Annotated in this window: 30 protein-coding genes and 1 pseudogene; 4 read left to right on the top strand and 27 right to left on the bottom strand. The window is 35.4% G+C overall.

The window, feature by feature from the left end; translation table 11 throughout:
• Positions 1–394: 394 nt before the first annotated feature.
• From H9650_RS06775 to gpr, 6 genes and pseudogenes are all read right to left on the bottom strand, one after another.
• Positions 395–1,429, bottom strand: a complete 1,035-nt coding sequence (locus H9650_RS06775; protein WP_191696853.1) for a YheC/YheD family endospore coat-associated protein — start codon at positions 1,427–1,429, stop codon at positions 395–397.
• A 66-nt stretch (positions 1,430–1,495) separates the two neighbouring features.
• Positions 1,496–1,936 carry a CotY/CotZ family spore coat protein gene (locus H9650_RS06770; RefSeq protein WP_151109397.1) on the bottom strand — a complete coding sequence of 147 codons (441 nt, stop codon included), beginning with the start codon at positions 1,934–1,936 and terminating at the stop codon, positions 1,496–1,498.
• An 18-nt stretch (positions 1,937–1,954) separates the two neighbouring features.
• Positions 1,955–3,171, bottom strand: a pseudogene (locus H9650_RS06765) (ATP-grasp domain-containing protein).
• A gap of 701 nt (positions 3,172–3,872) precedes the next feature.
• On the bottom strand, positions 3,873–4,664 hold the full coding sequence (locus tag H9650_RS06760) for a M15 family metallopeptidase (protein WP_151109395.1): 792 nt from the start codon (positions 4,662–4,664) through the stop codon (positions 3,873–3,875).
• A gap of 384 nt (positions 4,665–5,048) precedes the next feature.
• Positions 5,049–5,870, bottom strand: coding sequence for a stage II sporulation protein P (gene spoIIP, locus H9650_RS06755; RefSeq protein ID WP_151109393.1), 822 nt, complete (start codon positions 5,868–5,870; stop codon positions 5,049–5,051).
• Between the two features lie 54 nt (positions 5,871–5,924).
• Complete coding sequence (gpr, locus tag H9650_RS06750) at positions 5,925–6,935, bottom strand: GPR endopeptidase (RefSeq protein WP_191696852.1); 1,011 nt, start codon at positions 6,933–6,935, stop codon at positions 5,925–5,927.
• 160 nt (positions 6,936–7,095) lie between these two features.
• On the opposite strand from gpr, the gene rpsT reads away from it, so the two are divergent.
• On the top strand, positions 7,096–7,344 hold the full coding sequence (gene rpsT, locus H9650_RS06745) for a 30S ribosomal protein S20 (protein WP_144535837.1): 249 nt from the start codon (positions 7,096–7,098) through the stop codon (positions 7,342–7,344).
• Between the two features lie 171 nt (positions 7,345–7,515).
• On the opposite strand, the gene holA is transcribed toward rpsT, so the two are convergent.
• The gene (holA, locus tag H9650_RS06740; protein ID WP_151109390.1) at positions 7,516–8,520 is read right to left on the bottom strand and encodes a DNA polymerase III subunit delta; all 1,005 of its coding nucleotides are present in this window, start codon (positions 8,518–8,520) and stop codon (positions 7,516–7,518) included.
• A gap of 154 nt (positions 8,521–8,674) precedes the next feature.
• On the opposite strand from holA, the gene H9650_RS06735 reads away from it, so the two are divergent.
• Positions 8,675–8,809, top strand: coding sequence for a YqzM family protein (locus H9650_RS06735; RefSeq protein WP_144535833.1), 135 nt, complete (start codon positions 8,675–8,677; stop codon positions 8,807–8,809).
• Between the two features lie 53 nt (positions 8,810–8,862).
• Here H9650_RS06735 and H9650_RS06730 read toward each other — a convergent pair whose 3' ends face one another.
• From H9650_RS06730 to H9650_RS06675, 12 genes are all read right to left on the bottom strand, one after another.
• Positions 8,863–11,115 (bottom strand): DNA internalization-related competence protein ComEC/Rec2, encoded by a 2,253-nt coding sequence (locus H9650_RS06730; RefSeq protein ID WP_191696851.1) that lies wholly within the window; start codon positions 11,113–11,115, stop codon positions 8,863–8,865.
• An 11-nt stretch (positions 11,116–11,126) separates the two neighbouring features.
• A complete protein-coding gene (locus H9650_RS06725; RefSeq protein ID WP_151109386.1) occupies positions 11,127–11,708 on the bottom strand; it encodes a ComE operon protein 2 in 582 nt (193 codons plus the stop codon).
• 68 nt (positions 11,709–11,776) lie between these two features.
• On the bottom strand, positions 11,777–12,394 hold the full coding sequence (locus tag H9650_RS06720) for a helix-hairpin-helix domain-containing protein (RefSeq protein ID WP_191696850.1): 618 nt from the start codon (positions 12,392–12,394) through the stop codon (positions 11,777–11,779).
• Between the two features lie 79 nt (positions 12,395–12,473).
• Entirely contained in the window at positions 12,474–13,211 is a 738-nt protein-coding gene (locus H9650_RS06715; protein ID WP_191696849.1) for a class I SAM-dependent DNA methyltransferase, read from the bottom strand.
• On the bottom strand, positions 13,211–13,564 hold the full coding sequence (gene rsfS, locus H9650_RS06710; protein WP_144535823.1) for a ribosome silencing factor: 354 nt from the start codon (positions 13,562–13,564) through the stop codon (positions 13,211–13,213). The genes H9650_RS06715 and rsfS overlap by 1 nt, the downstream gene beginning before the upstream one ends.
• Complete coding sequence (gene yqeK, locus H9650_RS06705) at positions 13,561–14,136, bottom strand: bis(5'-nucleosyl)-tetraphosphatase (symmetrical) YqeK (protein ID WP_151109380.1); 576 nt, start codon at positions 14,134–14,136, stop codon at positions 13,561–13,563. Before yqeK ends, rsfS begins: the two co-directional genes overlap by 4 nt.
• On the bottom strand, positions 14,126–14,698 hold the full coding sequence (locus tag H9650_RS06700; protein ID WP_151109378.1) for a nicotinate-nucleotide adenylyltransferase: 573 nt from the start codon (positions 14,696–14,698) through the stop codon (positions 14,126–14,128). Before H9650_RS06700 ends, yqeK begins: the two co-directional genes overlap by 11 nt.
• Entirely contained in the window at positions 14,695–15,000 is a 306-nt protein-coding gene (gene yhbY / locus H9650_RS06695; RefSeq protein WP_144535817.1) for a ribosome assembly RNA-binding protein YhbY, read from the bottom strand. Before yhbY ends, H9650_RS06700 begins: the two co-directional genes overlap by 4 nt.
• A gap of 1 nt (position 15,001) precedes the next feature.
• The gene (gene aroE / locus H9650_RS06690) at positions 15,002–15,817 is read right to left on the bottom strand and encodes a shikimate dehydrogenase (RefSeq protein ID WP_191696848.1); all 816 of its coding nucleotides are present in this window, start codon (positions 15,815–15,817) and stop codon (positions 15,002–15,004) included.
• 11 nt (positions 15,818–15,828) lie between these two features.
• On the bottom strand, positions 15,829–16,932 hold the full coding sequence (yqeH, locus tag H9650_RS06685; protein ID WP_191696847.1) for a ribosome biogenesis GTPase YqeH: 1,104 nt from the start codon (positions 16,930–16,932) through the stop codon (positions 15,829–15,831).
• Positions 16,929–17,450 carry a YqeG family HAD IIIA-type phosphatase gene (locus H9650_RS06680; protein ID WP_144535811.1) on the bottom strand — a complete coding sequence of 174 codons (522 nt, stop codon included), beginning with the start codon at positions 17,448–17,450 and terminating at the stop codon, positions 16,929–16,931. Before H9650_RS06680 ends, yqeH begins: the two co-directional genes overlap by 4 nt.
• Positions 17,451–17,487: 37 nt before the next feature.
• A complete protein-coding gene (locus tag H9650_RS06675; protein WP_151109374.1) occupies positions 17,488–18,270 on the bottom strand; it encodes a phosphatidylserine decarboxylase in 783 nt (260 codons plus the stop codon).
• 88 nt (positions 18,271–18,358) lie between these two features.
• On the opposite strand from H9650_RS06675, the gene pssA reads away from it, so the two are divergent.
• Both pssA and sigK read left to right on the top strand, forming a co-directional pair.
• Positions 18,359–18,898, top strand: coding sequence for a CDP-diacylglycerol--serine O-phosphatidyltransferase (gene pssA, locus H9650_RS06670; protein WP_144535807.1), 540 nt, complete (start codon positions 18,359–18,361; stop codon positions 18,896–18,898).
• A 113-nt stretch (positions 18,899–19,011) separates the two neighbouring features.
• Positions 19,012–19,740, top strand: a complete 729-nt coding sequence (gene sigK / locus H9650_RS06665; RefSeq protein ID WP_144537143.1) for an RNA polymerase sporulation sigma factor SigK — start codon at positions 19,012–19,014, stop codon at positions 19,738–19,740.
• A 6-nt stretch (positions 19,741–19,746) separates the two neighbouring features.
• Here the strand turns inward: sigK and H9650_RS20635 are convergent, their stop codons facing one another.
• From H9650_RS20635 to H9650_RS06630, 8 genes are all read right to left on the bottom strand, one after another.
• Positions 19,747–19,872 (bottom strand): hypothetical protein, encoded by a 126-nt coding sequence (locus tag H9650_RS20635; RefSeq protein ID WP_255475375.1) that lies wholly within the window; start codon positions 19,870–19,872, stop codon positions 19,747–19,749.
• A gap of 66 nt (positions 19,873–19,938) precedes the next feature.
• Positions 19,939–20,631 (bottom strand): 5'-methylthioadenosine/S-adenosylhomocysteine nucleosidase, encoded by a 693-nt coding sequence (gene mtnN / locus H9650_RS06660; RefSeq protein ID WP_144535805.1) that lies wholly within the window; start codon positions 20,629–20,631, stop codon positions 19,939–19,941.
• An 83-nt stretch (positions 20,632–20,714) separates the two neighbouring features.
• The gene (locus H9650_RS06655; protein ID WP_151109372.1) at positions 20,715–21,380 is read right to left on the bottom strand and encodes a YrrS family protein; all 666 of its coding nucleotides are present in this window, start codon (positions 21,378–21,380) and stop codon (positions 20,715–20,717) included.
• A gap of 168 nt (positions 21,381–21,548) precedes the next feature.
• Positions 21,549–22,022, bottom strand: a complete 474-nt coding sequence (gene greA / locus H9650_RS06650) for a transcription elongation factor GreA (protein WP_144535801.1) — start codon at positions 22,020–22,022, stop codon at positions 21,549–21,551.
• A gap of 112 nt (positions 22,023–22,134) precedes the next feature.
• Positions 22,135–22,773 (bottom strand): uridine kinase, encoded by a 639-nt coding sequence (udk, locus tag H9650_RS06645; RefSeq protein WP_144535799.1) that lies wholly within the window; start codon positions 22,771–22,773, stop codon positions 22,135–22,137.
• Positions 22,773–24,047, bottom strand: coding sequence for a peptidase U32 family protein (locus tag H9650_RS06640; protein WP_151113632.1), 1,275 nt, complete (start codon positions 24,045–24,047; stop codon positions 22,773–22,775). Before H9650_RS06640 ends, udk begins: the two co-directional genes overlap by 1 nt.
• A 56-nt stretch (positions 24,048–24,103) precedes the next feature.
• Positions 24,104–25,033 (bottom strand): peptidase U32 family protein, encoded by a 930-nt coding sequence (locus H9650_RS06635; protein ID WP_191696846.1) that lies wholly within the window; start codon positions 25,031–25,033, stop codon positions 24,104–24,106.
• Between the two features lie 5 nt (positions 25,034–25,038).
• The gene (locus H9650_RS06630; protein ID WP_144535795.1) at positions 25,039–25,674 is read right to left on the bottom strand and encodes an O-methyltransferase; all 636 of its coding nucleotides are present in this window, start codon (positions 25,672–25,674) and stop codon (positions 25,039–25,041) included.
• Positions 25,675–25,815 lie beyond the last annotated feature (141 nt).

The following is a 25,815-nucleotide window of genomic DNA, read 5'->3' as shown; positions in this document are numbered from 1 at the left end:
TGAGTAAGTATTTTATTAGAATTAGGATAACTAACTTTTTCAATCATTAGGTTAACTCACTGAAATTTTCGATCATGTGTTAACAACAAAAATAAATGCACTTCGAGATTATATTATACAAATGTTCTTTTTGGGGTATTCAAAATACAGTTTTAAAATGATTATTATTTTTAAAACTCTTCTTCAACTAAGCACATTTTAGTTGAAGAGAAGCTTTAATTTTGTTTTTAAAAATGTATTTTTAAGACTCTAGTTATCCCCTTTTCTTTTAAAATCACTTTCTTAAGCCTAACTGTCTTCTTTTAGCTAGTGTAGTTCTTCAATGTTGTACACAGTCTTATAATAAATGTGCTTTTCAAAAAATACAGGCAGCTTGACTTCTCTAAACCTCTATTCAAAAATATTTCTTTTTATTAAGAGCTAAATACTTGGCGTAATGAATCGTATTTCTTGCTACGTCTAATTCACTATTAAATATTATTGGAATTCCTGGTCGCCAATTTACTTCAAATAACCATAGTCTTTGGTTTTCATCGATTCCAACATCGATTCCTAATTCATCGAGTGGAGAACCATCGTATAATGCATCAAAATGGTTAGAAAAGCTTAACGAAAAATGCTCAAGTTCTCTTTTAATATTAAACCAGTCATCATTAAACTCTTTTTGCAAAAAACGGTCCAGATAAGCAGTATAACCGCCACTACCTAAATTTGATGTAATACTTCCTAATGGTCCAATACGGGGGTATATCGATGTTATGACCCATTTGCCTTCTCCATTTTTTTGAACATGCAAACGTAAGTCGTATACATGGCCTGATTTTATCTGGCATGATATAAACCTCTGAACTATATATTCTTGTTCTTGGATTTTATGTGATACAAAGTCTAGCAACTCTTCTTTCGTATATATTGAGATTTTGCCCGCGTCATTAATTTTGAATTCATCCTCTTCTTTTTCAATAAAGAGAACACTCTCGCCTTGGTGTCCAGAAGTAGGTTTCATAATAATCTTTGAATATAAATTAATCATATCTAGTAAATCTTTGACACTTGTTAGTTCGAGTGTAGGAATCAGGTATTGTTTAAATTCCTCACCTTTCGTCACCCTTTTATAGACACTTAATTTACTTCCAATTGAATGACTTGTAAATGGGATGCTTTCAGATAAATAGTCGACTATTCTCTCTGCTTTTTTACTTAAAGGATAACTCGCATTATAAATAACGTCTGGAAAAGGGTATTCCTTTTCAATCCACATACCATTTTCATAATATTTACCCATTATTTTTTGGTTTTTTATATCCACTTTCCCTGGTGTACAGTAAAAAAACTCCACCCCTTCTGCTTTAGCTACAACCGAATAGGCGTATGCCTTCTTTACTTTCTCTGGTTCCGCTCTATGATGCATCATACCGATTAAAGTCATGATGTCTTTCTCAACTCCTTTTACAAAATATCACTGATAATTATTATAAAAAATTTATTTTACTTATCACCATTTATCTCCAATTATTATACTTTGACGATTAATTAGATTCGGATTGATGCACTGGATACTGCAAAAATCTTGAACGGATACAATCACATTAATTTGCGTTTTTTCTAAACCATATGGCATGCGTATAGTATCAGTATAATTTCCTTCTATATCAATTGGATATAATAATGATAAGTGGACAATCGAGTGGACTAGGTCTTCAATACGGAAAAAGCAAGTTCTAAATGAGGTTTGACAAGTTGAGGTTATACCGTAAGCAAAATAAGGTTCAGTAGCGTCAGAAGAATTAAAAACAATTGGAATGGTATCGTGAAGTATACCTTTAAAGATTGGTAATTTTGCCTTGACTTGCATTTCGTAGACTGTTTTCAATATGGATTTAATGTTACTGGTTGATTCGCCCTCATATGAGTTTGTTTCTCCGTTACTAATCATTATTATTCACTCCAAAAGTTATACTGGTTCAATATAAAAACGAATTTCTTTTGCGGCCTCTTTCGCAATGCTCATTGCTTCCTCTTTATTGTCTGAAGAAGCCAATACATAACCATAGCGATCGCCCATGGATAGAGGTGGATGGAGTATTTTCCCTTTTTTAGGCTTTATAAAAACTTCCTCTACTCCCGGTAGCCGGGAACTGCGATTTTTTCCTGTGACCTTTATTAATTTCCCTGTAGAATGACTCGTTAAATACTGAGCATACACAAACCTGCTGTATTTTTTTCGAAGTTAGGCTCTTGTCCTAAAAATATTTTTATTGTCTCTTCAACCAAATTAATTCCATATGCTAGTTCAATTATTCTATTCATTGCGCCACCAGAAATACGAGGATTTATTTCAATTAATTTCCATTCATTATTAATTAATCGCATTTCTAAATGACAAGATCCATTATCCATTTCAAAACGCTCTAAAATCAAACACACAGTTTTATATATATCGTTATAAAAGGCTTCATCCATTTCCCCTAACAAAGAATAACCAGTAACAATAAAACGTTCTAAGAAAGAAATTTCTTGTTCAAGGACTGCAATGATATGAACTTCACCATTGTAAACACAAGCTTCAATCAAATATTGAGGTCCATCTAAATATTCCTCTAATAATACTTCATTACTTCCTTTTTTAAATAGATTATTAATGGAGAGAACTAATTCTTCTTCATCTTTGACAAATAAAACATCTTTAGAACCAGATGATACGGGTGTTTTTACAATGAGAGGAAATGACTCTTTTTGTCTATCGATAAAGTCTTCTAAAGAGTCATCTTTTACAATCCTTGCAAAATAGGGGGAGACAGGAAGATCTTTTAATAGTTCACGTGTTAAAAGCTTATCCTCCATTTTCGCTAAAGGTTCCGGGGGCACAGCAGTCAATTCAAATTCTTTTGAGAGTTGAGCCGCTACATGGACGTAAGGATCAATAAAACTCAATATAGCTTCTATTCTTTTCCCTTGTGATTGTATTGCTTTTATATTTTCCTTTAACAAATTATAATTGGTCAATTCAACAAAGACCAATTGATGAACATCGGGAAAATCAGGCCTGTTTTTAAATTGCAATTCCCTATCTGTTAACAATATAGTAAAAAAACCTAGCCTCTCAGCAGCTTTTATTGCCTCCCTACTTGAACCCGATTTATTACTACCTATAAAAATAATGGTTTTCATAATTTTGTATTATCAACCTTTCTAGTGACTTTCTTAGTATCTTTAGTCCTTAAGCAGTTTATTCGATAGCAGCTTGATTTGTTTAGGACAACTTACCTACATATTAAGAATAAATAAATGAAATATTTTAAAGTTAAATTTCATAAACAGCACTTTATCATTAAAATACGAACATTTGTCACTTGGTAGATTGTAGTGACAAGCGCTGACTTTACTGGAAGGAGCGAACAGTTAAGACATAATCAACCGCGAGTGATCTCGACTTACCCTTCCTCTGCATTATTTTTTTAGGGTTACTTAAGACATGTTTATTTGAACTGCCTCTTTTACTCTATACCGATGCACCTAACATAGACCAAAATCTAAATAGAAAATAACAATTATACGACTCTATTTAAAGCCATTTTTAAATCATTACAAGATCATAAAAATTAGTTGGACCATTCTATCAACTTATTTTTTATAACTCCATAAAACGCAAATATAAGAGAATAGCGTACCTCTATGGTAGAACTTATTTAAATTTGTTATTAATGCCTTAGGTTGAGATAGACATACTCTCTCGAATTCTTTTCACTATAGCATCCAAAAAAAGATTCTCTTCCCAAATAACATAAATACCATTTCTTCGTGGTTGTTAATGTAAATATAGAATTATGAAACTAAGAGACCCCACCCACGTTAAGTGAGCGAGGCTATTATCATTTCCCATTTAATTGTTCTAGAACTGCCTTGGATGGTGTTTCATATTTAATATATCCATCCATTTTTGTTACCCAATGGTTATCCCCGACATTATATTGACCCCCATGTAACTCTCGATAATTATAAACCCGATATTCCTCTCCTGGATTTAAAATTCGGACCTCTACTAGCTTTCCCTCTTTTTCTGTCCACAGATTAATGGGCTTCAGAATTGTGAGCTTACCTATTTGACCTTTTTTAAGCTCAGTTTTACCCCACATGATTTTAGCAGTGTCTGTAACTTCCTTATCATCTACCTTAATCAAAGGAAAGATAGGCCTTTGCCCGGCCTTCAATTGAGCAATGGATAAACCTTTGTTATATTGCAAATGCGAGTAATCCTTAAAGCTTGTCCAATCTCCACCCCATTCAAAGCCCATAGACTTTGCGATTTCTGCAACACGTTTCCAATTCTCATTAACTGTCCATATTGATTTGTTTCCGTCATCAGTAACTAAAAAATAATCAATAGCCAGTCCATAATTGTGAATGGACGTCCCTGGGGCAGCATTGGAGATTATACTACCCTTTGAGCCGTATTTTTTGCCATTCCAAATGAAGTTCGGTCTTCCTTGACCATAAATATATGCTTGGTCTTCTTTGGAACGAAATCCAGAGGATATTTGTATATGGATACCTTCACTGTAACAACGTTTTATTAGCTCAATTGTATATTCCTTTAGAGAAGGATGAACAGCTCCCATCCGATTAATGGAGCGTTTTATCAGTTCTTCAAGTGATACCACCATATTTTATTCACCTCAATTCACTTTAAGTTTGTAATCACCTTTTTTTAAAAGGATAGATAGGCTTGCGATTTACAACCATCTGTTAATATAGCTAGCGTAAAAGCATCCCTATATTTATTGTATTCAGCAAAATCTATTAAGTTTAAGCTATTAACGCAACCTATCGAATAATTAGTTTGCTAATTCTAAATTGATTACTTCATAATGCAAAAAACTACATCAAAAGCGACACATTTATTTTCCATAAAAAAATACCGGGAACACTTGAGTTCACGGCATACTTTTATCTATATGTTTTTCTTAAGATCCATTATGGGATGAATTTCAAACTGGTGCCTCATTAGCCCTTTCAACTTTTAAATATAGCTAAGCAATTCCACTACGCTAAGATACTACTTGTTCATTAAGAATATTTGAAATAGCTTTCGCTAATATAGCAATTGACCTATTTAACTCCACTTCTGTACTGTCAATTCCACCAAGCTCAATGAGCGCAGAGTTTTTATTGAGATCCTGATTATATACTCCATCTACACCATCACCGACTTTAACAGTTACTTTCCTAGCAATTCCCGGAACCAATGTATTTAGCTCTTCTGTTAACTTATTTGCTAGCTGGAGATTCCATTTATAATTTTCATGTTCTCCTCCAACGACAAACATAAGCTTGGCATAGCTCTCTTCTCCCACCTGTAAAGTAGTGGTTGCAGCCTTTGCAGAGTCTCTATGAATATCTAAAATAATATCATAGTTACTTTGGGATAATGCATCTTTCACAAAAGGTCTTACAGAATTATAGTTTTTAGTTTCAGATGGATTTTCAAGTGAAAGGAATTCTGTTTCTACTTGATGAAAAGCAAATTGAGCCGTAATTTGTTCTTGAAAGTTAGTAATATTCTTTTCTTGATGATATATCTCGATCTTTTCTCCACTTGCAGCTAATATTGGTTTAAATGCTTCTTGCCAATGTGTAAAATAGACGAAAGCTTTTCGAGGTGGCAAAATTTCTGCTACCGTTTGTGTCTGAGTAACAGGGGGTGTTTCAATTTGCGCTGCATATACAACAGGTATTTCCTCTTTTTTCTTTTCAGTTACTTTTTCCGTTGTCGTTTCGGTCATAAGAGGTGTTTGGATTATTGCAATGATGATAGGGGCTAAAAATAAGAGTAATAAAATGCTAGTCAGCTTCTTTAAGGTATTAGTCATAGGTTCCACTCTCCTCACACAATCGTATGAGAAGAGAAGGAATTTTAGAACGACCTATTTACTTGTAATCCATGTTTCAATGCCTGTGGAAAGCATATATGCATACTGTTCTACCCATAAATCAGTTTCTTTTGGTGTAACAAATAAAGAAGGATTTTTTCCAACAAAAACTTCCTCAAATAATTGTCTTTTCTCTTCAGTAGACCAACCAACCCATTCTCCAAAAATAGGCTCAAGCACTTTTTTATCGATGTTTGTCTTATTTGAAACCATTGGAGTAACAGATAGGGCAGAAGAAGGTTTTCCCTTCTCCTCCACGCGTGCTGCCACGTGATGAATGACTTGCTCAACTGCATCTGCATATAACACTGGACCGTCTACAACCATTGGTACTCCAATTGCTGTAACAGGAACACCATAAACTTCCTTTGATATTTCCTTGCGCTGGTTTCCTACACCAGAACCAGGGTGTATACCTGTATTTGTAATTTGTATAGTCTTACAAAGACGTTCGCTATTTCTTGCAGCTAAAGCATCCATCACAAGAATAAGATCAGGCTTAAATGCTTCGCTTATGGCACTGACAAAATCGCTTGTCTCAAAACCGGTTTGACCAGTTACACCTGGAGCATACATAACAACTTTCACTTTTTCATTATTAGTCAAAGAAGAATTTTGTAGGTATTCAATTGCTTTTGGTCCAATAGCATCGGGTGTAACTGTCGCATTTCCAAGTCCAATTATTAATATTTTGGATTCATCTGTTAAACTAAACTCTTTATGCATATCTCGAAGATGATCAATGAAAGTCCTCGCTATGTTTTCAAAACTCTTCTCATCGTGTGGACTAAGGGTCAGATCAGTCAAGGTAATATACTTCCCTTGTTTCTTACCAATCTGTTTTTCACCTTCTTCGTTCACTTCAATGGAAGTAATAAGTACCGCTCCATTGCGACCCTCATCAAATTTAATACCTTCTGAATTGTCTAATTTAGCTTTCTGACTTTCTGTACGGTGTTTCACCATTTCTTCCGATTCATCGATTAAATCTGTTCTTCCCCACATTATAATCACCTCTAAAATAGTTTGTTCAAAGTGTCAAGTAAATATTCTTTGCATTTATATATTGCAATTTGTTTTTTCGTTTGTTAAAATAATGCTTGTTGTATAAACTGTTACCAACAAAAAAATGTATCATCTCAGACCTTATTAGGAGGTGAAAGGTATGCCAAACATTAAATCTGCAATCAAGCGTGTTAAGAAAAACGAGACTTTAAACGCTCAAAATGCAAAAGCAAAATCAGCTATGCGTACTGCTGTAAAAAAAGCTGACACTGCTGCACTTAATAACGATGAAAACGCAAAAGAACTTATTAAAACTGCAATTCAACAAGTTGAAAAAGCAGCTTCTAAAGGTTTAATTCATAAAAACGCAGCTTCTCGTAAGAAAGCTCAATTAATGAAAAAAGCGTAATAAAAAAAGACTGATCCGAATTCAAACTCGGTCAGTCTTTATTTTTTGCTTTTTTATATTTATTATTCGACAATTAGTTTGATTTCAAAAATCTATATTCTTGAGAATTAGATGACATGTGCTAAAAAACAAGATTAGCGTTTGGAGCAGGCCAAAACCAGACAGATTCTACTACTTCAATAAAAACAATTCTAAAATACGATCTCTATTTGTACTTAAAGTTTTCAACTGAAGATCAACAGTAGCTAAATCATTTAATGTGTGAATCAACTTCTCCTCTTGATGAAGTAATGGATTATCGAACAATAGCTTCACACGATAAGGATGTACCTTCAATTGAGTGGCAATTTGTTGGGCATGATAGCCTTTTTTCTTCAAATGGCTTACTTGTATCATTAATCTCACCTGAGTAGCTATAAGCGCATTTAACTTTAAAGGGTCTTCTTTTCGCTTCAATAAGTCATGATAAATCTCAATTGCTTCACTTTTTCGGCCTGCTAAATAAGCATTCCCCAGTGTAAAAACATCCTCTTCAAGGGTACGAACCAGTAATGACTTAACAGTTTCCTCATCGATTTCTTGTTCCTCGCCAATAAAAGTGGCAATTTTAGAGATTTCCGTTTTTAAGTGAACTAAATTTGTTCCTCCATTTTCAATTAAACGGTTTACCGCTTCCTCTGATATACTTTTCCCTTCATTTGAAGCTTCATGTAAAACCCAGCTTTTTAAATCATGATTTTGTAAACTCATTGCCTCTATTACATTAGAAGCCTGCTTCATCGCCTTTGTGATTTTCTTCCGTTCATCCAGCTTCTCATACGGAGCTACAAAAACTACTATAGCGGAGGGAGAAGGATTTTTTAGCCAGTTCTCCAGCAATGCCGTATCATGAATGATTTTCTCTTTTCCCTTTTCCGTAGCTTTTAAGAAGAATGTATTTTTCGCGATAATTAATTTTTTATCTGAGAAAAAAGGAAGTGTGTCTGCCTCATATAAAACTTGCTCTACATTGCTTTCCTCTAAATCAAAGTAGATAATCTCTGGCTCTCCTTCATCCTCAAGTTTATTTTTCAATTTTTTTATAGTTTCTTCTATGAAATATGCTTCTGTTCCGTATAATAAATATACATTTGAAATATTTCCTTTTGAAATTTCCATCCACTTTTCTGAAATCATGTTGGTGCTCCTTACTACTTTTAGATATATATATTATAGCGTAAATATGGTGAAAACTTTGTGACATTATATAATTAAAGGGAAATAAGAAAGTTTGTGTGTAGATTTTTTGAGCACTATCCTTTATAATTATGTGGAAATAGGAGGGTTAACAATGAATGAATTTGAACAAAATGTACAGTCGAAACGTAATGACGCAATCGACTCTGGCGTAGGTTTTGTAGTCTCCTTTGGATTTTTTGCCATTATGTTTATTATTGCAGTAGTTATCGAGTTTGTTTCTCGATAATACACGAGAAGGGTTTTGTCTTTCACAGACAAAACCCTTTTCTCTTTCAAATTTTAATGAGTAGAAATAGTTACTTCTCCCTCTTTTGATATAATTATCTCTATAGCTCCATCTATACCGGTCTGCAAAAATGGAATTTTTAAAGTATGCAATCGTTCCAAAACTTCAGAATGCGGATGCCCATATCTATTGTTAAAGCCTGCTGAAATAACTGCCAAATGAGGATTAGCCACTTCCAAAAAAGTTTGCGTGCTAGATGTTTTACTACCATGATGTCCTAACTTAAGTACAGTCTGATCCTGGAGGATGTCAGGATAAGCAGAACTTAATACTATTTCTCCCTCTCTTTCTAAATCTCCAATAAAAAGCCCTTTAAAATAATCGTTACTCATAGATAAAACTAATGAATCATTATTTCCTTCATATATGTTATCCATCGGATATAAATAAGATAGGTTATAGTAAGAAGATTCAATTCTCTCACCTGTAAATTTTTCTATGACAGGTATTTGCTTTAAGTTTATTTCCTCTCTTAAATCATGCATAATAGCTTTTTCATAGGAGCCAGGTGTAATGTGTATTTCTCCAACTTTAACTTCTTGAAGCACCTCCTCGGCGCCCTCCATATGATCTGCATCTGCATGTGATAACACCATTGTATCAATTTTCCTTATCCCTCTTCCCTTTAAAAAGGGAACAACAACTTGTCTTCCAACCTCGTACTTATTATTAGACTCTTTCCAAGCCTCTTGGTCGAATCTAAGCACACCTCCAGTATCTATCATAATGACTGCTTCTCTATAAGGCATTTCAATAACAATAGAATCTCCTTGTCCTACATTTAAAAAGGTAATTCGAGTCGAAGAATCTAAATATGGCGCTAGTTGCAATAAAATGATTGGGGTAAAAAGAACGAGCAAGCCATTCTTTATAGATTTCATTCTTTCCAATTGAATAAAAAAAGTAATGACACTCACATATGCTATTACTACATACCAAACTTTCGGTTGAATAGGATTCCAAACCTGATATGGAAACGATCCTATATAGAGGATAAAATCGTCCAGTAATAGGCGAATTGGTTCGTAGAATAAAAAAACAAGATTACATATAGATGGAGAAAGAAAGGTGATTAAAAGTAAAATAATATTGATAGGAAGTACAATAAATGAAAATAGAGGGACAAACAAAAGATTGGCTATAAAAGAGGATAGAGAAATTTCGTTGAATTGATATATTAAAATAGGATAAACTATAAGCTGACAAACAGCTGTTAAGATAAATGATTGAGTTATATAAGAGCGCCCTAGTTTTAACATGCTCGCGGAAAATATTAAAGAAAAAGCAGCTAAGTAGGATAGCTGAAATCCTACTTGATAAATTATCCATGGAGAATAAAGAAGAAAACCAATAAAGCTATAAGAAAATGCGTCAGAAATGACAAGCTTTTTTTTGAAAAGACCGCTTATTAAAAGAATTTCTGTCACAGATACCGCCCTCCACACTGAAGGCGCTCCACCAGCAATAAGCCCATAAAGCGGTAAAACAATGATTAATAACCAATTAGCTGTTTTTCTTCGTACTCCGAGACGTATTAATACTTCATGAAGAAGTAGCACTACTAATGCTACATGGAGGCCTGAGATAGCAAATAAATGAGTTATTCCTAATGTTTGATAGGCATCTTGAAGTTCAGGTGGCATACTTTCTCTACTGCCAATTAATAGAGCCTCAGCCTCCGCTTGAAGAGAATTTGGAAAGGTCCTTTGAATATGCTGCTTAATCCTATATCGTTGCTCAGCCATATAAACTCGAAAACTATATTTTTTACTTACCAGCTCGTATTCATCAATATTTAATTGACCAACCGCTCCATGGCTTTTTATATAAGATTCCATGTCAAACGCATATCGATGAGCTAGGGGTTGATCCAACGGTGAGTTAGCCTTGACTTGAAGCTCCCATCCAGTTAGAGAATAGTTTGAGAAAAAAACCTTGTCCTGCTCATCTGATATTTTAAGCTGTACATACCACTTTTGACCGGAATCAGAAGCTGCAAAACCTCTTATAAAGCCACCATTAATACGATAATTATCTGTCCATGTGATAGTGTTTACATCGTTTTTAGTTATATTTTCAGGATTAACGAGTTCTACAAGGAAAAATGTACAAATCCCAATAGCTATTATACTAGAAGATAAAAGAATAGGAATTTGCTTATAAAGAAACCAGTAAAATAGGATTACAAAAAAGAACAATAGCCATGTCGATTCAAAAGCAGCTATAGTGGCCAGTAAAATCGACATTGCAAAATATATTACATTACCTCGGATTGCTCCAATCCAAATAATTCAGCCACCTTCCTTTCATATGGCAATAATTCTTCTTCACTTGCGCCCTTCTCCTTAAGCTTTACAATTAGCTCCATATATAGGTTTACCTTTTCATCACTCAAAAAATCAATTTTGCGTTCATCGAAAGGAACATGAATAATTTCTACTCCAGCTTTGTTAAGTAATTCAATCGCATAGTCGTTGTTTTTATAGTCTTGTGCATAATATAATCTTGAAATGCCTGCTTGAATAATCGATTTTGTACATGGTAAACATGGAAAATGAGTAACATATAAATCTGCGCCGCCTACAGTAATACCGTATTTTGCGCATTGTAATAACGCATTCATTTCAGCGTGTACTGTTCTAACGCAATGATTGTCCACTACATAACATCCATGATCAATACAATGTTCTCCACCAGAGATTGAACCATTATAGCCTCCAGCCATAATACGTCTATCTCGAACAATCGTTGCTCCAACTGCTAACCGAGTACATGTACTTCTTAAAGCAAGTAAATGGCTTTGTGCCATGAAAAATTGGTCCCAAGTGATTCGCTCCATATAAATACCTCCCATACTAGTACTTCTTTAAGTTTAGTGCTTTAGTGGCTAAACTTCAATATGGTCATTTAATTCACTTTGATATGGGGTTCTATTTTCTCAAAAGTCTTCTGACCTATTCCTGTCACCTTTAACAAGTCTTCTTTTACCTTAAAGCCCCCACTCTCCTCTCTATAGGTAATAATAGCTGCAGCCTTAGATGGGCCAACTCCTGGGAGAGTAGTTAAACTTTGTACATCTGCTTTGTTAATATTAACTAATTGGTCAGAAGAATTGGATGAGGAGATGTTAAATGAGTCTTCCATTACTTCACCTAACTCAGGAACATAAATAATCATTTCATCCTCCACTTTTTGAGCGTGATTAATCATTTTACTATCACTTTCTGGCTTATAACCTCCAGCAAGTGAGATAGCCTCTAAAACACGGTCACCAACTTCTAGCTCATAGACTCCAGGCCTTGAAACAGCGCCCTTAATCTCGACAAAAATAGTGGTATTCTCTTCGTATTCAGTTGTTTCTTCTTCAGGGAAATTAGATTTAGTTAATAGGGAAGGTTGAATTTCCTCAGCGGAGGGGTTTGCTGAGTTAAATTGCTTTTGGATTAAAATAAACAGGAGAAAGGTTAAAACTATTATTGGGAGCAGAAATTTCTTAATGTGTATCAATTTAAATTTGGAATTCAATGCAATCATCCTCTTTCGAAAAGAGGTAAATATATGGAGTTATACAAAATATACTAAATTTACCTCTTTTTGAAAAGTATTATTTTATTGCATGAATAAAATACCGCTCTACTTCATCCTCTGACTGTTCGCCAAAAATAGAGGTTGAAACAGAGACGTTAGAAAACCCACTCATTTGGAGTAAGTCGAAATATATTTCTAAAGGGTGGCTGCGCTGATAATGAGATTCCTCAAATCGCTCATAGTAGCCAGATTCTCCACGTACAAAAAAGGTTATATCATGATAGATAGAATGAGCTTCCTCGCCTTGCTCTGTATGCCAAATATATGCCACCTGGTCATCCTCGTAAGTAAAAGGTCCTTCTGGGAATATATTATCCATTTTAAATAATGAGTGGATATCAAAAAACAATTGACCTCCATCATTTAAACAATCATACACTCGAGCAAAGGTCTGTTCTGTCTCTTCTAAGGTCTCTAGATAGTTGATAGAATCTATAGCTATTACTGCTATATCTGCATCGTTTATCCCATCTATCTCAGCCATAGATTGGCACAAAAAAGAAATGTTAACGTTTTCCTCAAGGCTTCTGTTTTGGGCTACAGTCAGCATTGATTCAGATAAATCAATGCCGATAACCTCATAGCCAGCTTTTGCAAACTTTACACTTAGTACTCCTGTGCCGCAGCCTATATCAACTAGTCGTTTATTTTCCGAAACTGGTGCTTTACCCTGCACCCATTCGGCGTACTTGTCATATGGTATATCTGACATCAACGAATCGTAGATAAAGGCAAACTGATCATAAGTAGACATTAAGCATCTTGCCCTACTTCGATCATAGGAGCATCTCCCCATAGGCGCTCTAGGTTGTAATAAGAACGCTCATCCTTGTGAAATACGTGAGCTACTACATCGCCCATATCCACTAATACCCAACGTGCTTCATCAAAGCCTTCCATGCGTTTAACGTTGTATCCTTCTTTGCTCGCTTGGTCAAAAAGTTCCTTTGCAATCGCTTGAACTTGACGATCAGAGTTAGCGTGGCAAATAAGAAAATAATCAGCAAGTAATGATACTCCTTGCATATTTAATATAACAATATCCTCTGCTCTTTTGTCATCGGCAGCTTTATAAGCAATCTCGACTAATGTTTTGTTTGAAGTCATTCTTTCACTTTTCCTCTCTTTTGTATCAAGTCATTATAACAATGAAATGAATCCGGAAAAACCGGCTGTCTTTTTTTTATTAGAAATGCCATACTATGCTGCACACAACTTAGCATGCCCTCTTCTAGGTCTATATTCGCTATTTTTCGTAAATCCTCTACTCCTGGAAAATTACGACTAGGTTCTATCATATCGGAAATATAAATTATCTTCTCTAAATCAGACATTCCAGCTCTGCCAGTGGTATGAAATTTTATGGCATTTAGTATGTCCTCATCATCGATATTAAATTCTTTTTTCGCTACGTAGCTTCCTACCGGAGCATGCCATAATTCATGGTGAAATTCTAATAATTTTGCATCCATGTTTTCAGATATGATTATACTTTTCAACCACTCTTTTTCGGCATATTTCACACTGTCATGTAAAATTCCGGCAATTTCTGCCTTTTCAGTATCTGCTCCGTATTTACCCGCTAGTTGAATAGCAGTTTCTGCAACACCTCTTGTATGGATATAACGTCGCTCCGGCATACGATTTTTCATTTGCTCTAGAATATGTTCAAATCTCATAAAGCTTCTCCTTTTCAATGTAATCTCTTACGTTATCCGGGAGAAGAAACCTCGTCGTTTCTCCGTTTTCCAAACGTTTTCGTATGACAGAAGAAGATATATCGATTTGGGGTATATCTAGTGTAGTAATAGGATATGCAGTCTCTATAGAGGTGCTTGGTCTTGCAACACCAACAAGTTGAACTATTTTTAATAGCTCGTCTATACGATGCCATTTTGGTAAATATTCTACCTGGTCCCCACCAATGATGAAATAGAAATCAGTATTTGCTTCCCGTTCTGCTAAAATTTTCATAGTGTCAAATGTATAAGAGGTTCCACCTCGAATAAGCTCTATTTTTTCTATAGCCAGATAAGCAATATCAGTAACAGCAATTTCTAGCATTTTTAAGCGTTGTTCAGAGGTAATGCGTATATCTTTTGACTTATGAGGGGGAATTGCATTTGGCATTAGTCTCACTTCATGTAAACCCAGTGCATGAAACACTTCGTTAGCAATGATTAGATGGCCAATATGTGGAGGATTAAATGTTCCTCCCAATATCCCTACTTTTTTTTTCATGCCTTACTCGCTTTAGGAAGCTCAATTCGTTTATTGTTTTTAGAAGGCTTATAAAGAACTACCGTTAAACCAATTAACTGAACAAGCTCTGCTCTAGCACCTTTTGCAAGAGCTTCTGCAACTTCTTGCTTTTCATCCTCACAGTTTTGTAAGATACTGATCTTGATCAATTCACGCACTTCTAAAGCTTCACTTATTTGCTTTGTCATTGCATCATTAACGCCACCCTTACCTACTTGGAATATTGGTGAAAGGTGATGCGCTTGACTACGTAAAAATCTTTTTTGCTTACCTGTTAACATATTATCCTCCTAATTGCTCTGTCAATCGTTGAATCATATCATTGGTATTCGGATAACTTCCGTTCCAATATGAAAAGGCTAGGGCACCTTGATGTACAAGCATACCTAGTCCATTAATTGTTCGAACATTATATTTTTCTGCTTCCTCTAAAAAAGGGGTAACTAAAGGATTATATACAATATCAGCAACAATTGCATTCTCTTTTATCCCCTTTAAATTTATGGGAAGCGTTTTAGTGTTATTTTTCATGCCAAGAGGTGTAGTTTGAATCACAATATCAAATGTTTGCAATTGTTCCTCTGCCTCTTGAAAAGTTATAGCTTGTCCAAATTGGAGCTCTTGTACGAGTTTTTCTGCGTTGGTTTTCGTACGGTTCGCAATAGATAGTTTTTGATAGCCAAGCTGCTTAAAGGCATAAACGATACCTCTCGCTGCTCCTCCCGCACCAAGAATTAATATACGATTTGTGTTCTCGGTCTGGCCCAAAGAACGTATAAATCCTAAGCCATCGGTATTATAGCCTACAAATTGTCCACTCTCTGTTTTTACTACTGTATTAACTGCACCGATTCCTACGGCTGACTCATCTATTTGGTCCAAAAAAGGAATAATTGCCTCCTTATATGGCACTGTAACATTCCAACCACTACAGCCTAGTAGCTTTAAAGATTGTACAGCCTGCTCAAGCTTTCCATCCTCGACTTGTATGGGAATATAGCTAGCATTAATATTTTGTGACGAAAGCCAATAATCATGCATATATGGAGATAACGAATGAGCAATCGGATTTCCTATAACTGCAAACCATTTCTTCATAGTATTTCCCCCTATATAAGAGATGGACGAATGGACACTTCTACTCCTGCAGGTGCATGAGCCGCTACAATTACTCCACCTTTTTGCACAGTAATCCATCCAAGTCCTGAAAACACGATATCTGTTTTGTCTTCTTTAATCTTGAATTCATGGCGAACTAATGGAGGTAGTAAATCTGTAAACTTCTCCGAAGGAGGTGACAATAACTCTCCTCGATGCTCTTTCCATAAGTTTTCAGCGTTATCCAGCTTAGTACGATGAATTGGAATATCATTTGCTATATAACAAGTAAATGCTGAACGATCGCCTTTAATAAAATCGAAACGGGATAATCCACCCAAATAAAGAGTTTGCTCGTTATTAAGCTGAAAAACTTTAGGCTTTATTTCTTTTTTAGGCGTGATGAATTTAAGTTCAGTCGGATCTAAGTAATGAGCCATTTGATGATGATTAATAATCCCCGGCGTATCATAAAGTGCTTTTTTGTCATCCAAAGGTATTTCAATCATATCTAAAGTTGTTCCGGGAAAATGTGACGTAGTGATTACTGCATCTTCTCCAGTGGCCTGCTTAATAATTCTGTTAATAAAAGTAGACTTCCCGACGTTAGTACATCCTACAACATAGACATTTTCACCTTTACGATAATGTTCAATTGCGTCCATAGCTTCAGGCATTCCCGTACCTTTATGAGCACTAACAAACAAAACGTCGATCGGAGAAAGGCCTGATTTCTTAGCTTCTTGTTTCATCCAATTGATTACTTTATTTTTCTTAACTGATTTAGGTAATAAATCTGCTTTATTTGCGACTAATAGTATAGGGTTGTTCCCGACAAAACGATGTAAGCCTGGTAGCCAGCTTCCGTTAAAATCAAATATATCAACAACTTTAACAATCAAACCTTTTTGCGTGCCTAAGCCATTTAATATTCTTAAAAAGTCATCGTCAGTTAATGATACAGGCTGTAATTCATTGTAATTCTTTAATCGAAAACAACGTTGGCAAATAATATCTTCTTTTTCTAGGGATGAAACAGGAGCGTATCCCGGATCTCCTACAACTTCGGTTTGGATAACTGTTCCACAACCGATACACTTTGGTGCTTCTGTCACGCTTCTTCCTCCCATGTAACTTGTCCTTTTTTGTCCAAGTAACTAAAAATTCTTCTTTCAACCATCCGGTTAAACTTGGTAACAAATCCATCTGATTTTGCAACCGGTATTACTAAAATAGTATGGAGCTTTTGTCTATTTCCTCCGAAAACGTCTGTTAAGAGTTGGTCTCCGATAACTACAACCTCCTCTTTTTTTACAGACATTATACTCAGCGCATGACGAAAAGCCTTTCCTAAAGGCTTTCTCGCTTTATATATAAAAGGAATCCCTAATGGGTCTGCGAACGATTTCACTCGTAATTCATTGTTATTTGAAACAATGGTTACTTGAATTCCAGCTTCTTTCATCGCAGAAAACCATTCAATTAGTTTAGGGGTTGCATCTGGACGATCCCATTCTACTAATGTGTTATCCAAATCTGTAATAATTGCTTTAACACCTTTTTCCTTCAACATTTCAGGTGTTATATGAAATACACTTCTAACGAACTCACTTGGTATAAAATTTGAATACAAAGACGAACACTCCAATTCGACACTTTTTCTTTAACGATTATAGCATATTTGCGACTTTCTCACCCATTTGAACAAACTTTCCTGGACCAATTTCTTTGGAGAACTCGATACTGCCTTCTTGAAACAATAAGACAACAGTCGAGCCAAAGGAAAAATATCCCACTTCCTCTCCTTTTCTCCATTCGGTGCCTTTGTTTGTTAGTTCGATGGAATTCACAAACATAGCCCCCACCTTAACATGGAAGCAGTGCTTTTCATTGGGCATCTGGAGCTCAGTCAACAAACGATAGTTTCCACTAATTGTTTCCTTTCCATATGCTAAGCCCCATTTGTTGACTGGAAAAGATTTCTTTCCTAGCAAATATTGCCGAGTAACCTTACCGTCTACCGGGGCATGAATGCGATGATATTCAGCAGGACTAAGATATAAGATCATAAACTTACCATTCTCATATTCTTTACCTATTTTTGTGGAGCCGAGCATATCATAAAGCGTATACGCTTTTCCCTTAACATGAAAAATTCCATCATACGTTATATCACCAAAAGTTTCAATGGTTGCGTCGACAGGGCTTATTATTCCAGACTCACTTTGATCTATCATTCTACTATCTTTTTTTAATGAACGAATAAAAAAATCATGTAATGTCAAAAATTCATGGACATGACATGGTATTTCATCTATATCTATATTAAAATATTTAATGTAAGCGGGTATAACTTTTTTGCTAAGATTAGACTGGGCAAAACCTTTGATTAAAGATGATGACCATCTACCATTTGTTAATTCAATCATAGATTGGTATAATTTTTCTTTCATTTTGGTCTCCCTATAAAGATTTACTTACAATTTTTGTTTACTCGAAGTATAATGAACAAATATGTTATTTGTAAAGGAGTGATTTGCAATGTATTTACAAAATGCTATGACTCAAACATTAAAAAAACTGAAAACACAAGCTGCCAATATGATTACGATTGGCAATCTAGCGTTTGGTGGAGCAGCTATTATGGCTACAGTAAATGAATACTACTCTTTTAGCGTATTATTTATATTTATAGCAGGTTTATTAGATCGTTTTGACGGAATGGTAGCTAGGAGATTCAACTTGGAATCCGAGCTAGGCAAACAATTAGATTCTATGAGCGATATTATTTCTTTTGGAATAGCACCCGCACTTTTAATGTACTCATTAGTATTACAAAATTTTAGTGTTGCAGGAATGATTATAACTGTTATATACATCGCGTGTGGAGCTTTTAGATTGGCACGCTTCAATATTTCAGAGTCAAATGGATTTTTTACAGGTCTTCCGATTACCGTAGCCGGAGTTATTCTGACTCTTTCCTATTTTGCAATCGACTTAGTTCCACCTGTTACCTTTATGTTCTTATTTATTATACTTGCACTTTTAATGATTAGCACTTTTACATTGAGAAAAGTTTAATACAATTTCAAGAAATAATATTTTCTAGAAGCGACTGCAAATGCAGTCGTTTTTTTCATATTTTGTCGGATTTGCACATATATTGAATGTATAACTAGATGGAGGTGAAAAAGATTTCTGGTCTTCTAACCGCATTTATAAACATTGTCATCGATTTGCCACTTGTGCTAGGGTATTTGAAAGGGCAGGCGTTCCATCAACCACTCTCCCCGGAAGAAGAACAAGTAATGATTCAACGTTTTCTAGATGGAGACCTTACAGCAAGAGATGAACTAATAGAGCGTAATATGCGTCTTGTAGCGCATGTAGTAAAAAAATTTCACCCTAAACACGAGCTTTTAGACGACTATATATCAATAGGAACAATTGGTCTGATGAAAGCCGTAAATAGCTATACACCTACCAAAAAAACAAAATTAGCTACTTATGCAGCACGCTGTATTGAAAATGAGATTCTAATGTACTTACGTTCATTAAAAAAAGTACAAAAGGATATTTCTTTACATGAGCCAATCGGAATGGATAAGGATGGTCATTCCTTAGAAATAACTGATTTACTGCAAGGGCTAGACAAAAGCTCTGACGAACAGCTTGTTGAAGAGGAGGATACAAATCGATTATATAAACACTTATCTCAGTTAGAAAAACGAGAGCTTGATATCATCGTGCGTCGGTATGGACTATTAGGTCATGAGCCGATGACACAAAAAGAGATTTCCAAACAATTAAAAATATCCAGAAGCTATGTCTCACGAATAGAAAAGCGTGCACTCGTCAAATTATATCAATATTATGTTCATGAAAAAAACTCTCTTGATGCATCAAACACCAAAAGAGCTTAGAGGAACTTAATCTTCACTTGTTTCTGCAATCATTACAAATGCTAAAACAGCTGTAACTAAAACAGACATAGCCATAATAAAAACCATTTGATCTCCCCCTAGACTGATGTGAAAGCGTTTTGATACCTTCATCATAGCATATAATGGAAATGCAAATTATATGTATTCTATGCCTTAGTTTGTCAAAATAATGACAACTTAAATGTTCCCAATTACTTGTAATACTATTTCTGTCGAATGCTTTGCTGCTACAGGTAAAAACTCATCAAAACTGATTGATGATTCTTTACCGGCAATGTCAGATAATGCACGAATTACCACAAAAGGCACTGAAAATTGGTGACAAACCTGTGCAACAGCTGCCGCTTCCATTTCACACGCTTTCATCTTAGGAAAGTAGTTTCGAACAATTTCAACTTTGTCTGGGTTATGCATAAATGTATCACCTGTCGCAATTAAGCCAGTAGCTGCTTGGTGTTCACCAATTTCATTTACAGCATCTTCTGCAAGCTTCATTAAACGCTCATCGGATTTAAATGCAGGTGGTAGCTGAGGTACTTGTCCTATTTCATATCCAAAAGCAGTAACGTCTACGTCGTGATATCTCACTTCATCTGAGATGACTATTGCTCCTACTTCTAGATGAGGGTCATATCCACCCGCTGAACCTGTATTGATCACATAGTCGGGCTTATACTCATTCAAGAGAATAGCTGTAGACATCGCTGCATTTACTTTACCAATTCCACTTTTCAACAATATAATCTCATGATTTTTATATGTACCAGTTGTAAATTCACTATTTGCAATTTCTTTAGTCTCTGAATTCTCAATCGTATTTCTTAATAGTTCCACTTCTTCTTCCATTGCTCCGATTACTGCAATCTTCATAATAATAACCCCTTTCAAAAAGTACTTCTTTTAAAGTAAAGGAGAGCGGCACTTTAGTCAAGTACCGCTCCCAATTTATAATGTTATTTTACAGCTTTGAGCTTTTCTTTTTTAGTTGGCTTCCATCCCTGTCCTTCAACCCATTCTAACGATATTCGATAAATTTCAGAACCATCCTTAGATGTAACAGTTCCTATAGACTTTTGAGGGCTACCTCCATTGCCTAGGAATTTAACATACATACTAGAAGGATCTAAGTTTGCAGCGTAAGCTAGAGCATCGACCTTTTCCTTCCAATCTACCGAATCCTTGTCATAGCTTGAAACATGTTCACCCGCTTGTGACGTGCCGATGGGCTCCCAGGACGAGTCTACCATAACAGATTCAACATTGGGATCTCCTGATTCTTCTGTCGTTACAAGAGAGCTATTGGTAGAAGAATCTGGTTCATTAGCTGAATCATTGTCTTCCGTTGTGGGCTCATTTTGTTCACTATCTTCTTCAATTTCTTCCGTAGTCAATTCTTTATCTTGTTCTGGCACTTCTTCAGAGTCTTTGATATCTGAAACAGATTCAGTATCCTCTTTCCCTGTTGCACTGTTGTTTTTGTCATCATCACTTGTCACTAAATTAACTATAACTACAATAATTAACAGAAGTACTATTCCGATTAACACATTCAAAATTGTATTGTTTTTTTTCTTTCGATTGTTTAAGCGCGAATTAACTCTTTGGTTTTGGTCTGGCATACTCTTCCTCCTTTTAAAGATAGAGAACTATAATTTAATAGACGCGAATAAAAGGTTTAAGTTTCATTTTAATTACCCACTTTTGTCTATCAACTTTAATACTATCAAGACGGCAAAAAAGGGGCAAACATAAATTGTTTACCCCCTCTTGTATAAAATATCTTCCAATTATGAAATAGAGATGATTTCTACGTCCATTTCTCCACCCGGAGTAATGATTTTCACTTTATCTCCAGTGCTCTTTCCTAAAAGGCCTTTAGCAATTGGTGAATCGTTTGAGATAAGTCCTTCTAAAGGATCGGCTTCTGCAGATCCAACGATTGTATAGCTTTCTTCATCACCATCTGGTATTTCAACGAAAGTAACCGTTTTTCCTAAAGAAACGATATCATTATTGCCTTCCTCTTCGATGATAACAGCGTTTCTTATCATGGATTCAATGGTAGAAATTCTTCCTTCTACGAATGCTTGGTCTTCTTTAGCAGAATCATATTCTGAATTCTCAGATAGATCCCCAAAGCTACGAGCAATTTTAATACGTTCTACTACTTCTTTACGTTTTACCGTTTTCAATACTTCTAGTTCTTCTTCTAGTTTAAGCTTACCTGCAACGGTCATCGGAAATTGTTTCTCAGTTGACACTTCCATACACTCCTTTAAATACCCTCTTTATAAACATACATTTCCTATTCATATGCATTAAGTTAATTTGATATGAATTTAATGAAATATTTGTAAATCTTTCATCATCATATTATACAATAGCATTAGTTTCAAGAATAGTTTTTATTTTTGTAACCATTAAATCGATGGCCACCTCATTTTGACCACCTTCAGGGATGATTACGTCTGCATATCTTTTAGTTGGTTCGATAAATTGATTATGCATCGGACGAACTACCGTTAAATATTGCTCTACTACAGATTCTACTGTACGGCCTCTTTCATGAATATCACGTAATATTCTTCGAATAATGCGTAAATCGGAATCTGTATCTACGAATAACTTTATATCCATCAAATTTCTTAAACGCTCGTCCTCTAACACTAAAATTCCTTCTAAAATGATAACATCCTTTGGCTCGATTAAGATTGTTTCACTTGATCGAGTATGCTGAGCATAATCATAAATTGGTTTTTCAATAGCTTTGTCGTTTAACAAATCGTTTACATGCTGAATAAGCAAGTCATTGTCAAAAGCGAAGGGATGATCGTAATTTGTATTTAGTCTTTCTTCAAATGCCAAATGGCTTTGGTCTTTATAATAATAATCTTGTTCAATAACTACTACAGAATGGTCTTTAAAAACTTCACTAATTGCGTGGGTAACGCTAGTTTTTCCGGAACCGGAACCACCAGTGATACCAATGATAAGCGGAGTGCGTTTAGCCATTATTTTAACCCCTTTCTCATCATGTTGTTTGGATATAATTTTACAGGGCAATAAAATTGAACAATTTCCAAAGGATGTCTTGCCGCATCCAATTTCTGACCCTTTTCGTTTTTAATCTCTTCGATTACTAGACGTACGTTATCAATTTCAGGACCAAAAAACTCTACTTCATCTCCAGGCTTAAAATAGTTTCTTTGCTGTAACGTCACAACTTGTGTTTCCTCGTTATAATCAAGCACTAATCCTACAAAATCATATCCTAGTTTTTTGTCGTGAACTCCATACATTTGTTGTTCAACGCCTGGCTCTCCCTCGAAGAAAGCTGTATCTGCTTCTCGGTTTGCACATTTTTCAAGCTCGTACAACCATTCTTGCTTCATTACAAAGTTCGCCGGGTCAATACAATACGCATCGATTACTTTACGGTATACACTAATAACCGTGGCAATATAGTGAATAGACTTCATGCGTCCTTCCACTTTGAGGGAATCAATACCCATTTCGATCATCTTAGGAATAGATTCAACAAGCTTCAAGTCTTTCGGACTCATTGCAAAAGGAATATCTTCTTCCTCAAACAACGCTTTTTCCTCACTATTTGAATCTGTCTCATATAAATCATAATCCCATCTACATGATTGACAACAACCACCTCTGTTAGAATCACGAGCAGTCATATGGTTAGAAAGTGTACATCTACCACTATAAGCAATACACATAGCACCATGGATGAATGTCTCAATTTCTATATCCACTTTTTCTTTCATTAGTTTAATCTCTTCACCGCTAGTCTCACGAGCTAAAACAACGCGATGTAAGCCCTCTTCCTTCCAATATTGAACCGCCTTCCAATTTGAAAGCGATTGTTGAGTGCTTAAATGGATTTCAAGCTTAGGAGCCGCATTTCTACATGTTTCTATGATTAATGGATCGGCTACAATAATTCCTGTAACTCCCGCATCTTCTATAGACTTTAAATATGTCTCAAGTCCTTGCATATTTTCATTATGAGCAAAAATGTTAGTCGTTACATAGATTTTTGCCCCATAGCGTTTGGCAAATTCCACCCCTTCGCGCATTTCTTGAATAGAAAAGTTACCTGCGTTCGAGCGCAAACCAAACTCTTGACCACCTATAAAAACTGCATCTGCTCCATAATGAACAGCAATTTTTAACTTTTCTAGACTTCCTGCTGGCGCCAATAACTCAGGCTTTTTGGTAATAACACGTTTACCGTCGACTAATTCACTAATATGATCTATTCTGGTGCTTATCACATGTATTCTTTCCTTTCTAAACTGAAAATACAATTCAGCTACGAGCTAAGCAATTAATATACTGTTTCTTTAAAATAGAAACCGGTATCCAAAGGTCTAAGCGGCGGTTGAATAGCTTCGATTTTTTTGAGTAATTCTTTTTTAAGTTCCTTGTATGCAGTTCGTGATTCGTAATATGCATCAATTGCCTGACGGTAGTAGCCAGTTACTTCTGTGACATAAGACGCCTCGTGAAAAATACCATCAATTTTCAAACTATCCACTTCTGCATCCAAAAATTCATCTAGCTCATCAATCATACAAATATCATTTGGACTAAAGATGTGTGTTCCATTTTGATCTTCGTAAATAGGATATTTATTCGAACGCTCTTTATCATGTAAAAACATATTATTGTTTTGAGAGCGATTTTCCACTTCCATTGCTTTATCTTGAAAAAGAAAGTAGTTTCCGATTAATGAACGTTTTGATTGAAACATACATGTCATTCCATGTACTTGTGCCTCAATTTCTACTTCAGCGTTTTCTTTAATTTCAATAACTTCTTCCAAGCTAAGCTCGCGAGCCAACACTGCTCGTGTTGCTCCACGTTTTCCCCAATAATTTGCGGTAAAGAAGTTAGTTGCTGTTTGTTCAGTATTCCAATGAAGAGGTATAGTTACTTCTGCTTCTCTTTTGGCAATGATTACTGCTGGATCACCAAATACTATTGCATCTACACCGATTTCTTGCATTTTTTGCAAATATGGACCTAACTCATCTACTTTATCGTTATGGAATATACCATTCATTGCAACATAGATTTTTTTATTATGTTCTCTTACTAGTTTAGTCGCCTCAGCTATTTCTTCAACAGAAAACTCCCCTGCTAACCTTAAGCCAAAATACTGCTCACCAACTAAAAAAGCATCTGCTCCTGCCTGAATTAGCTCGCGGATATGCTCAATATTTTTTGGAGTCACTAATAATTCTGTTTTATCCATAAATGTCACCTCTTTATACTGACTAGCATTCCATCTCCTACTGGGAAGAATGCTGTATCATAATCTGGGTGCTGCAATAGCCATTCTAAAAACTGATGCTGATTGCGCACCATCGTTCTTTTCCTTCTAGGAACATCCTCCATCGGAAGCTCTGAAAGGCCATTTAACAAAATGTTATCACAGTAAATAACACCTCTATCGTTTAACAAAGGTGCGTACTTTTCAAAGAATTTTTTATATTGTCCTTTTGCAGCATCTATAAATATTGCATCAAACCTTTGGTTATTTAAATCTTCGTCATTTATTTCTAACGCATCACCAATAACTACTTGAATGCGATTATCCAAATTGGCTCGCTTTATATATTCCTTCGCGAGTTCTGCCTTATGCTCATCACGCTCTACAGTAACAATTTCAGTAGCTTCTAGCTTCATAGCCATGCGCATAGAGGAATAACCAATCGCTGTTCCTAGTTCTAAAATGGAGGAAGGCTTTTGAAGAGAGAGAAGCTGTAGTAATGCTTCCATCCCCGACAGTTGCATTATCGGAACATGGTTTTCTAGTGCATATTGCTCCATTTCAATTAATATGGACTCTCTCGGTTTAATAAGATTTTTCATAAAGTCTTCACTAATGTTCATTGCTTTGTTACTCCTTTTAGATGCCAGGTTGGTTCCTTATGTAGTGTATAGGGTCTTTGTACTTTCTCGAAATTCTACTCCTATAGACAAGTATATTCAACTGTTTAATATTACAGGGTCAATGAAAAAACCCATCTAATA

This window comes from Psychrobacillus faecigallinarum (genome assembly GCF_014836595.1).
In the GTDB taxonomy this organism is placed as follows: domain Bacteria; phylum Bacillota; class Bacilli; order Bacillales_A; family Planococcaceae; genus Psychrobacillus; species Psychrobacillus faecigallinarum.
Note: the sequence above shows the minus strand (reverse complement) of the source record. Positions and strands in the feature narration are given on the sequence as shown.

Excerpts from the sequence above, each read along its gene's own strand:
- yhbY (WP_144535817.1), bottom strand. The coding sequence starts at position 15,000 with ATGTTAACAGGTAAGCAAAAAAGATTTTTACGTAGTCAAGCGCATCAC.
- udk (WP_144535799.1), bottom strand. The coding sequence starts at position 22,773 with ATGGCTAAACGCACTCCGCTTATCATTGGTATCACTGGTGGTTCCGGT.
- H9650_RS06775 (WP_191696853.1), bottom strand. The coding sequence starts at position 1,429 with ATGACTTTAATCGGTATGATGCATCATAGAGCGGAACCAGAGAAAGTA.
- spoIIP (WP_151109393.1), bottom strand. The coding sequence starts at position 5,870 with ATGACTAATACCTTAAAGAAGCTGACTAGCATTTTATTACTCTTATTT.
- gpr (WP_191696852.1), bottom strand. The coding sequence starts at position 6,935 with ATGTGGGGAAGAACAGATTTAATCGATGAATCGGAAGAAATGGTGAAA.
- aroE (WP_191696848.1), bottom strand. The coding sequence starts at position 15,817 with ATGAAGAAATGGTTTGCAGTTATAGGAAATCCGATTGCTCATTCGTTA.
- H9650_RS06730 (WP_191696851.1), bottom strand. The coding sequence starts at position 11,115 with ATGTCGATTTTACTGGCCACTATAGCTGCTTTTGAATCGACATGGCTA.
- yqeK (WP_151109380.1), bottom strand. The coding sequence starts at position 14,136 with ATGAGATTTGAACATATTCTAGAGCAAATGAAAAATCGTATGCCGGAG.
- mtnN (WP_144535805.1), bottom strand. The coding sequence starts at position 20,631 with ATGAAGATTGCAGTAATCGGAGCAATGGAAGAAGAAGTGGAACTATTA.
- H9650_RS20635 (WP_255475375.1), bottom strand. The coding sequence starts at position 19,872 with ATGAAGGTATCAAAACGCTTTCACATCAGTCTAGGGGGAGATCAAATG.
- H9650_RS06635 (WP_191696846.1), bottom strand. The coding sequence starts at position 25,033 with ATGGATAAAACAGAATTATTAGTGACTCCAAAAAATATTGAGCATATC.
- H9650_RS06655 (WP_151109372.1), bottom strand. The coding sequence starts at position 21,380 with ATGCCAGACCAAAACCAAAGAGTTAATTCGCGCTTAAACAATCGAAAG.
- H9650_RS06700 (WP_151109378.1), bottom strand. The coding sequence starts at position 14,698 with ATGAAAAAAAAAGTAGGGATATTGGGAGGAACATTTAATCCTCCACAT.
- H9650_RS06770 (WP_151109397.1), bottom strand. The coding sequence starts at position 1,936 with ATGATTAGTAACGGAGAAACAAACTCATATGAGGGCGAATCAACCAGT.
- H9650_RS06715 (WP_191696849.1), bottom strand. The coding sequence starts at position 13,211 with ATGTCTACTTATGATCAGTTTGCCTTTATCTACGATTCGTTGATGTCA.
- holA (WP_151109390.1), bottom strand. The coding sequence starts at position 8,520 with ATGATTTCAGAAAAGTGGATGGAAATTTCAAAAGGAAATATTTCAAAT.
- H9650_RS06725 (WP_151109386.1), bottom strand. The coding sequence starts at position 11,708 with ATGGAGCGAATCACTTGGGACCAATTTTTCATGGCACAAAGCCATTTA.
- pssA (WP_144535807.1), top strand. The coding sequence starts at position 18,359 with ATGTATTTACAAAATGCTATGACTCAAACATTAAAAAAACTGAAAACA.
- H9650_RS06760 (WP_151109395.1), bottom strand. The coding sequence starts at position 4,664 with ATGGTGGTATCACTTGAAGAACTGATAAAACGCTCCATTAATCGGATG.
- H9650_RS06630 (WP_144535795.1), bottom strand. The coding sequence starts at position 25,674 with ATGAACATTAGTGAAGACTTTATGAAAAATCTTATTAAACCGAGAGAG.
- rsfS (WP_144535823.1), bottom strand. The coding sequence starts at position 13,564 with ATGACTTCAAACAAAACATTAGTCGAGATTGCTTATAAAGCTGCCGAT.
- rpsT (WP_144535837.1), top strand. The coding sequence starts at position 7,096 with ATGCCAAACATTAAATCTGCAATCAAGCGTGTTAAGAAAAACGAGACT.
- H9650_RS06675 (WP_151109374.1), bottom strand. The coding sequence starts at position 18,270 with ATGAAAGAAAAATTATACCAATCTATGATTGAATTAACAAATGGTAGA.
- H9650_RS06735 (WP_144535833.1), top strand. The coding sequence starts at position 8,675 with ATGAATGAATTTGAACAAAATGTACAGTCGAAACGTAATGACGCAATC.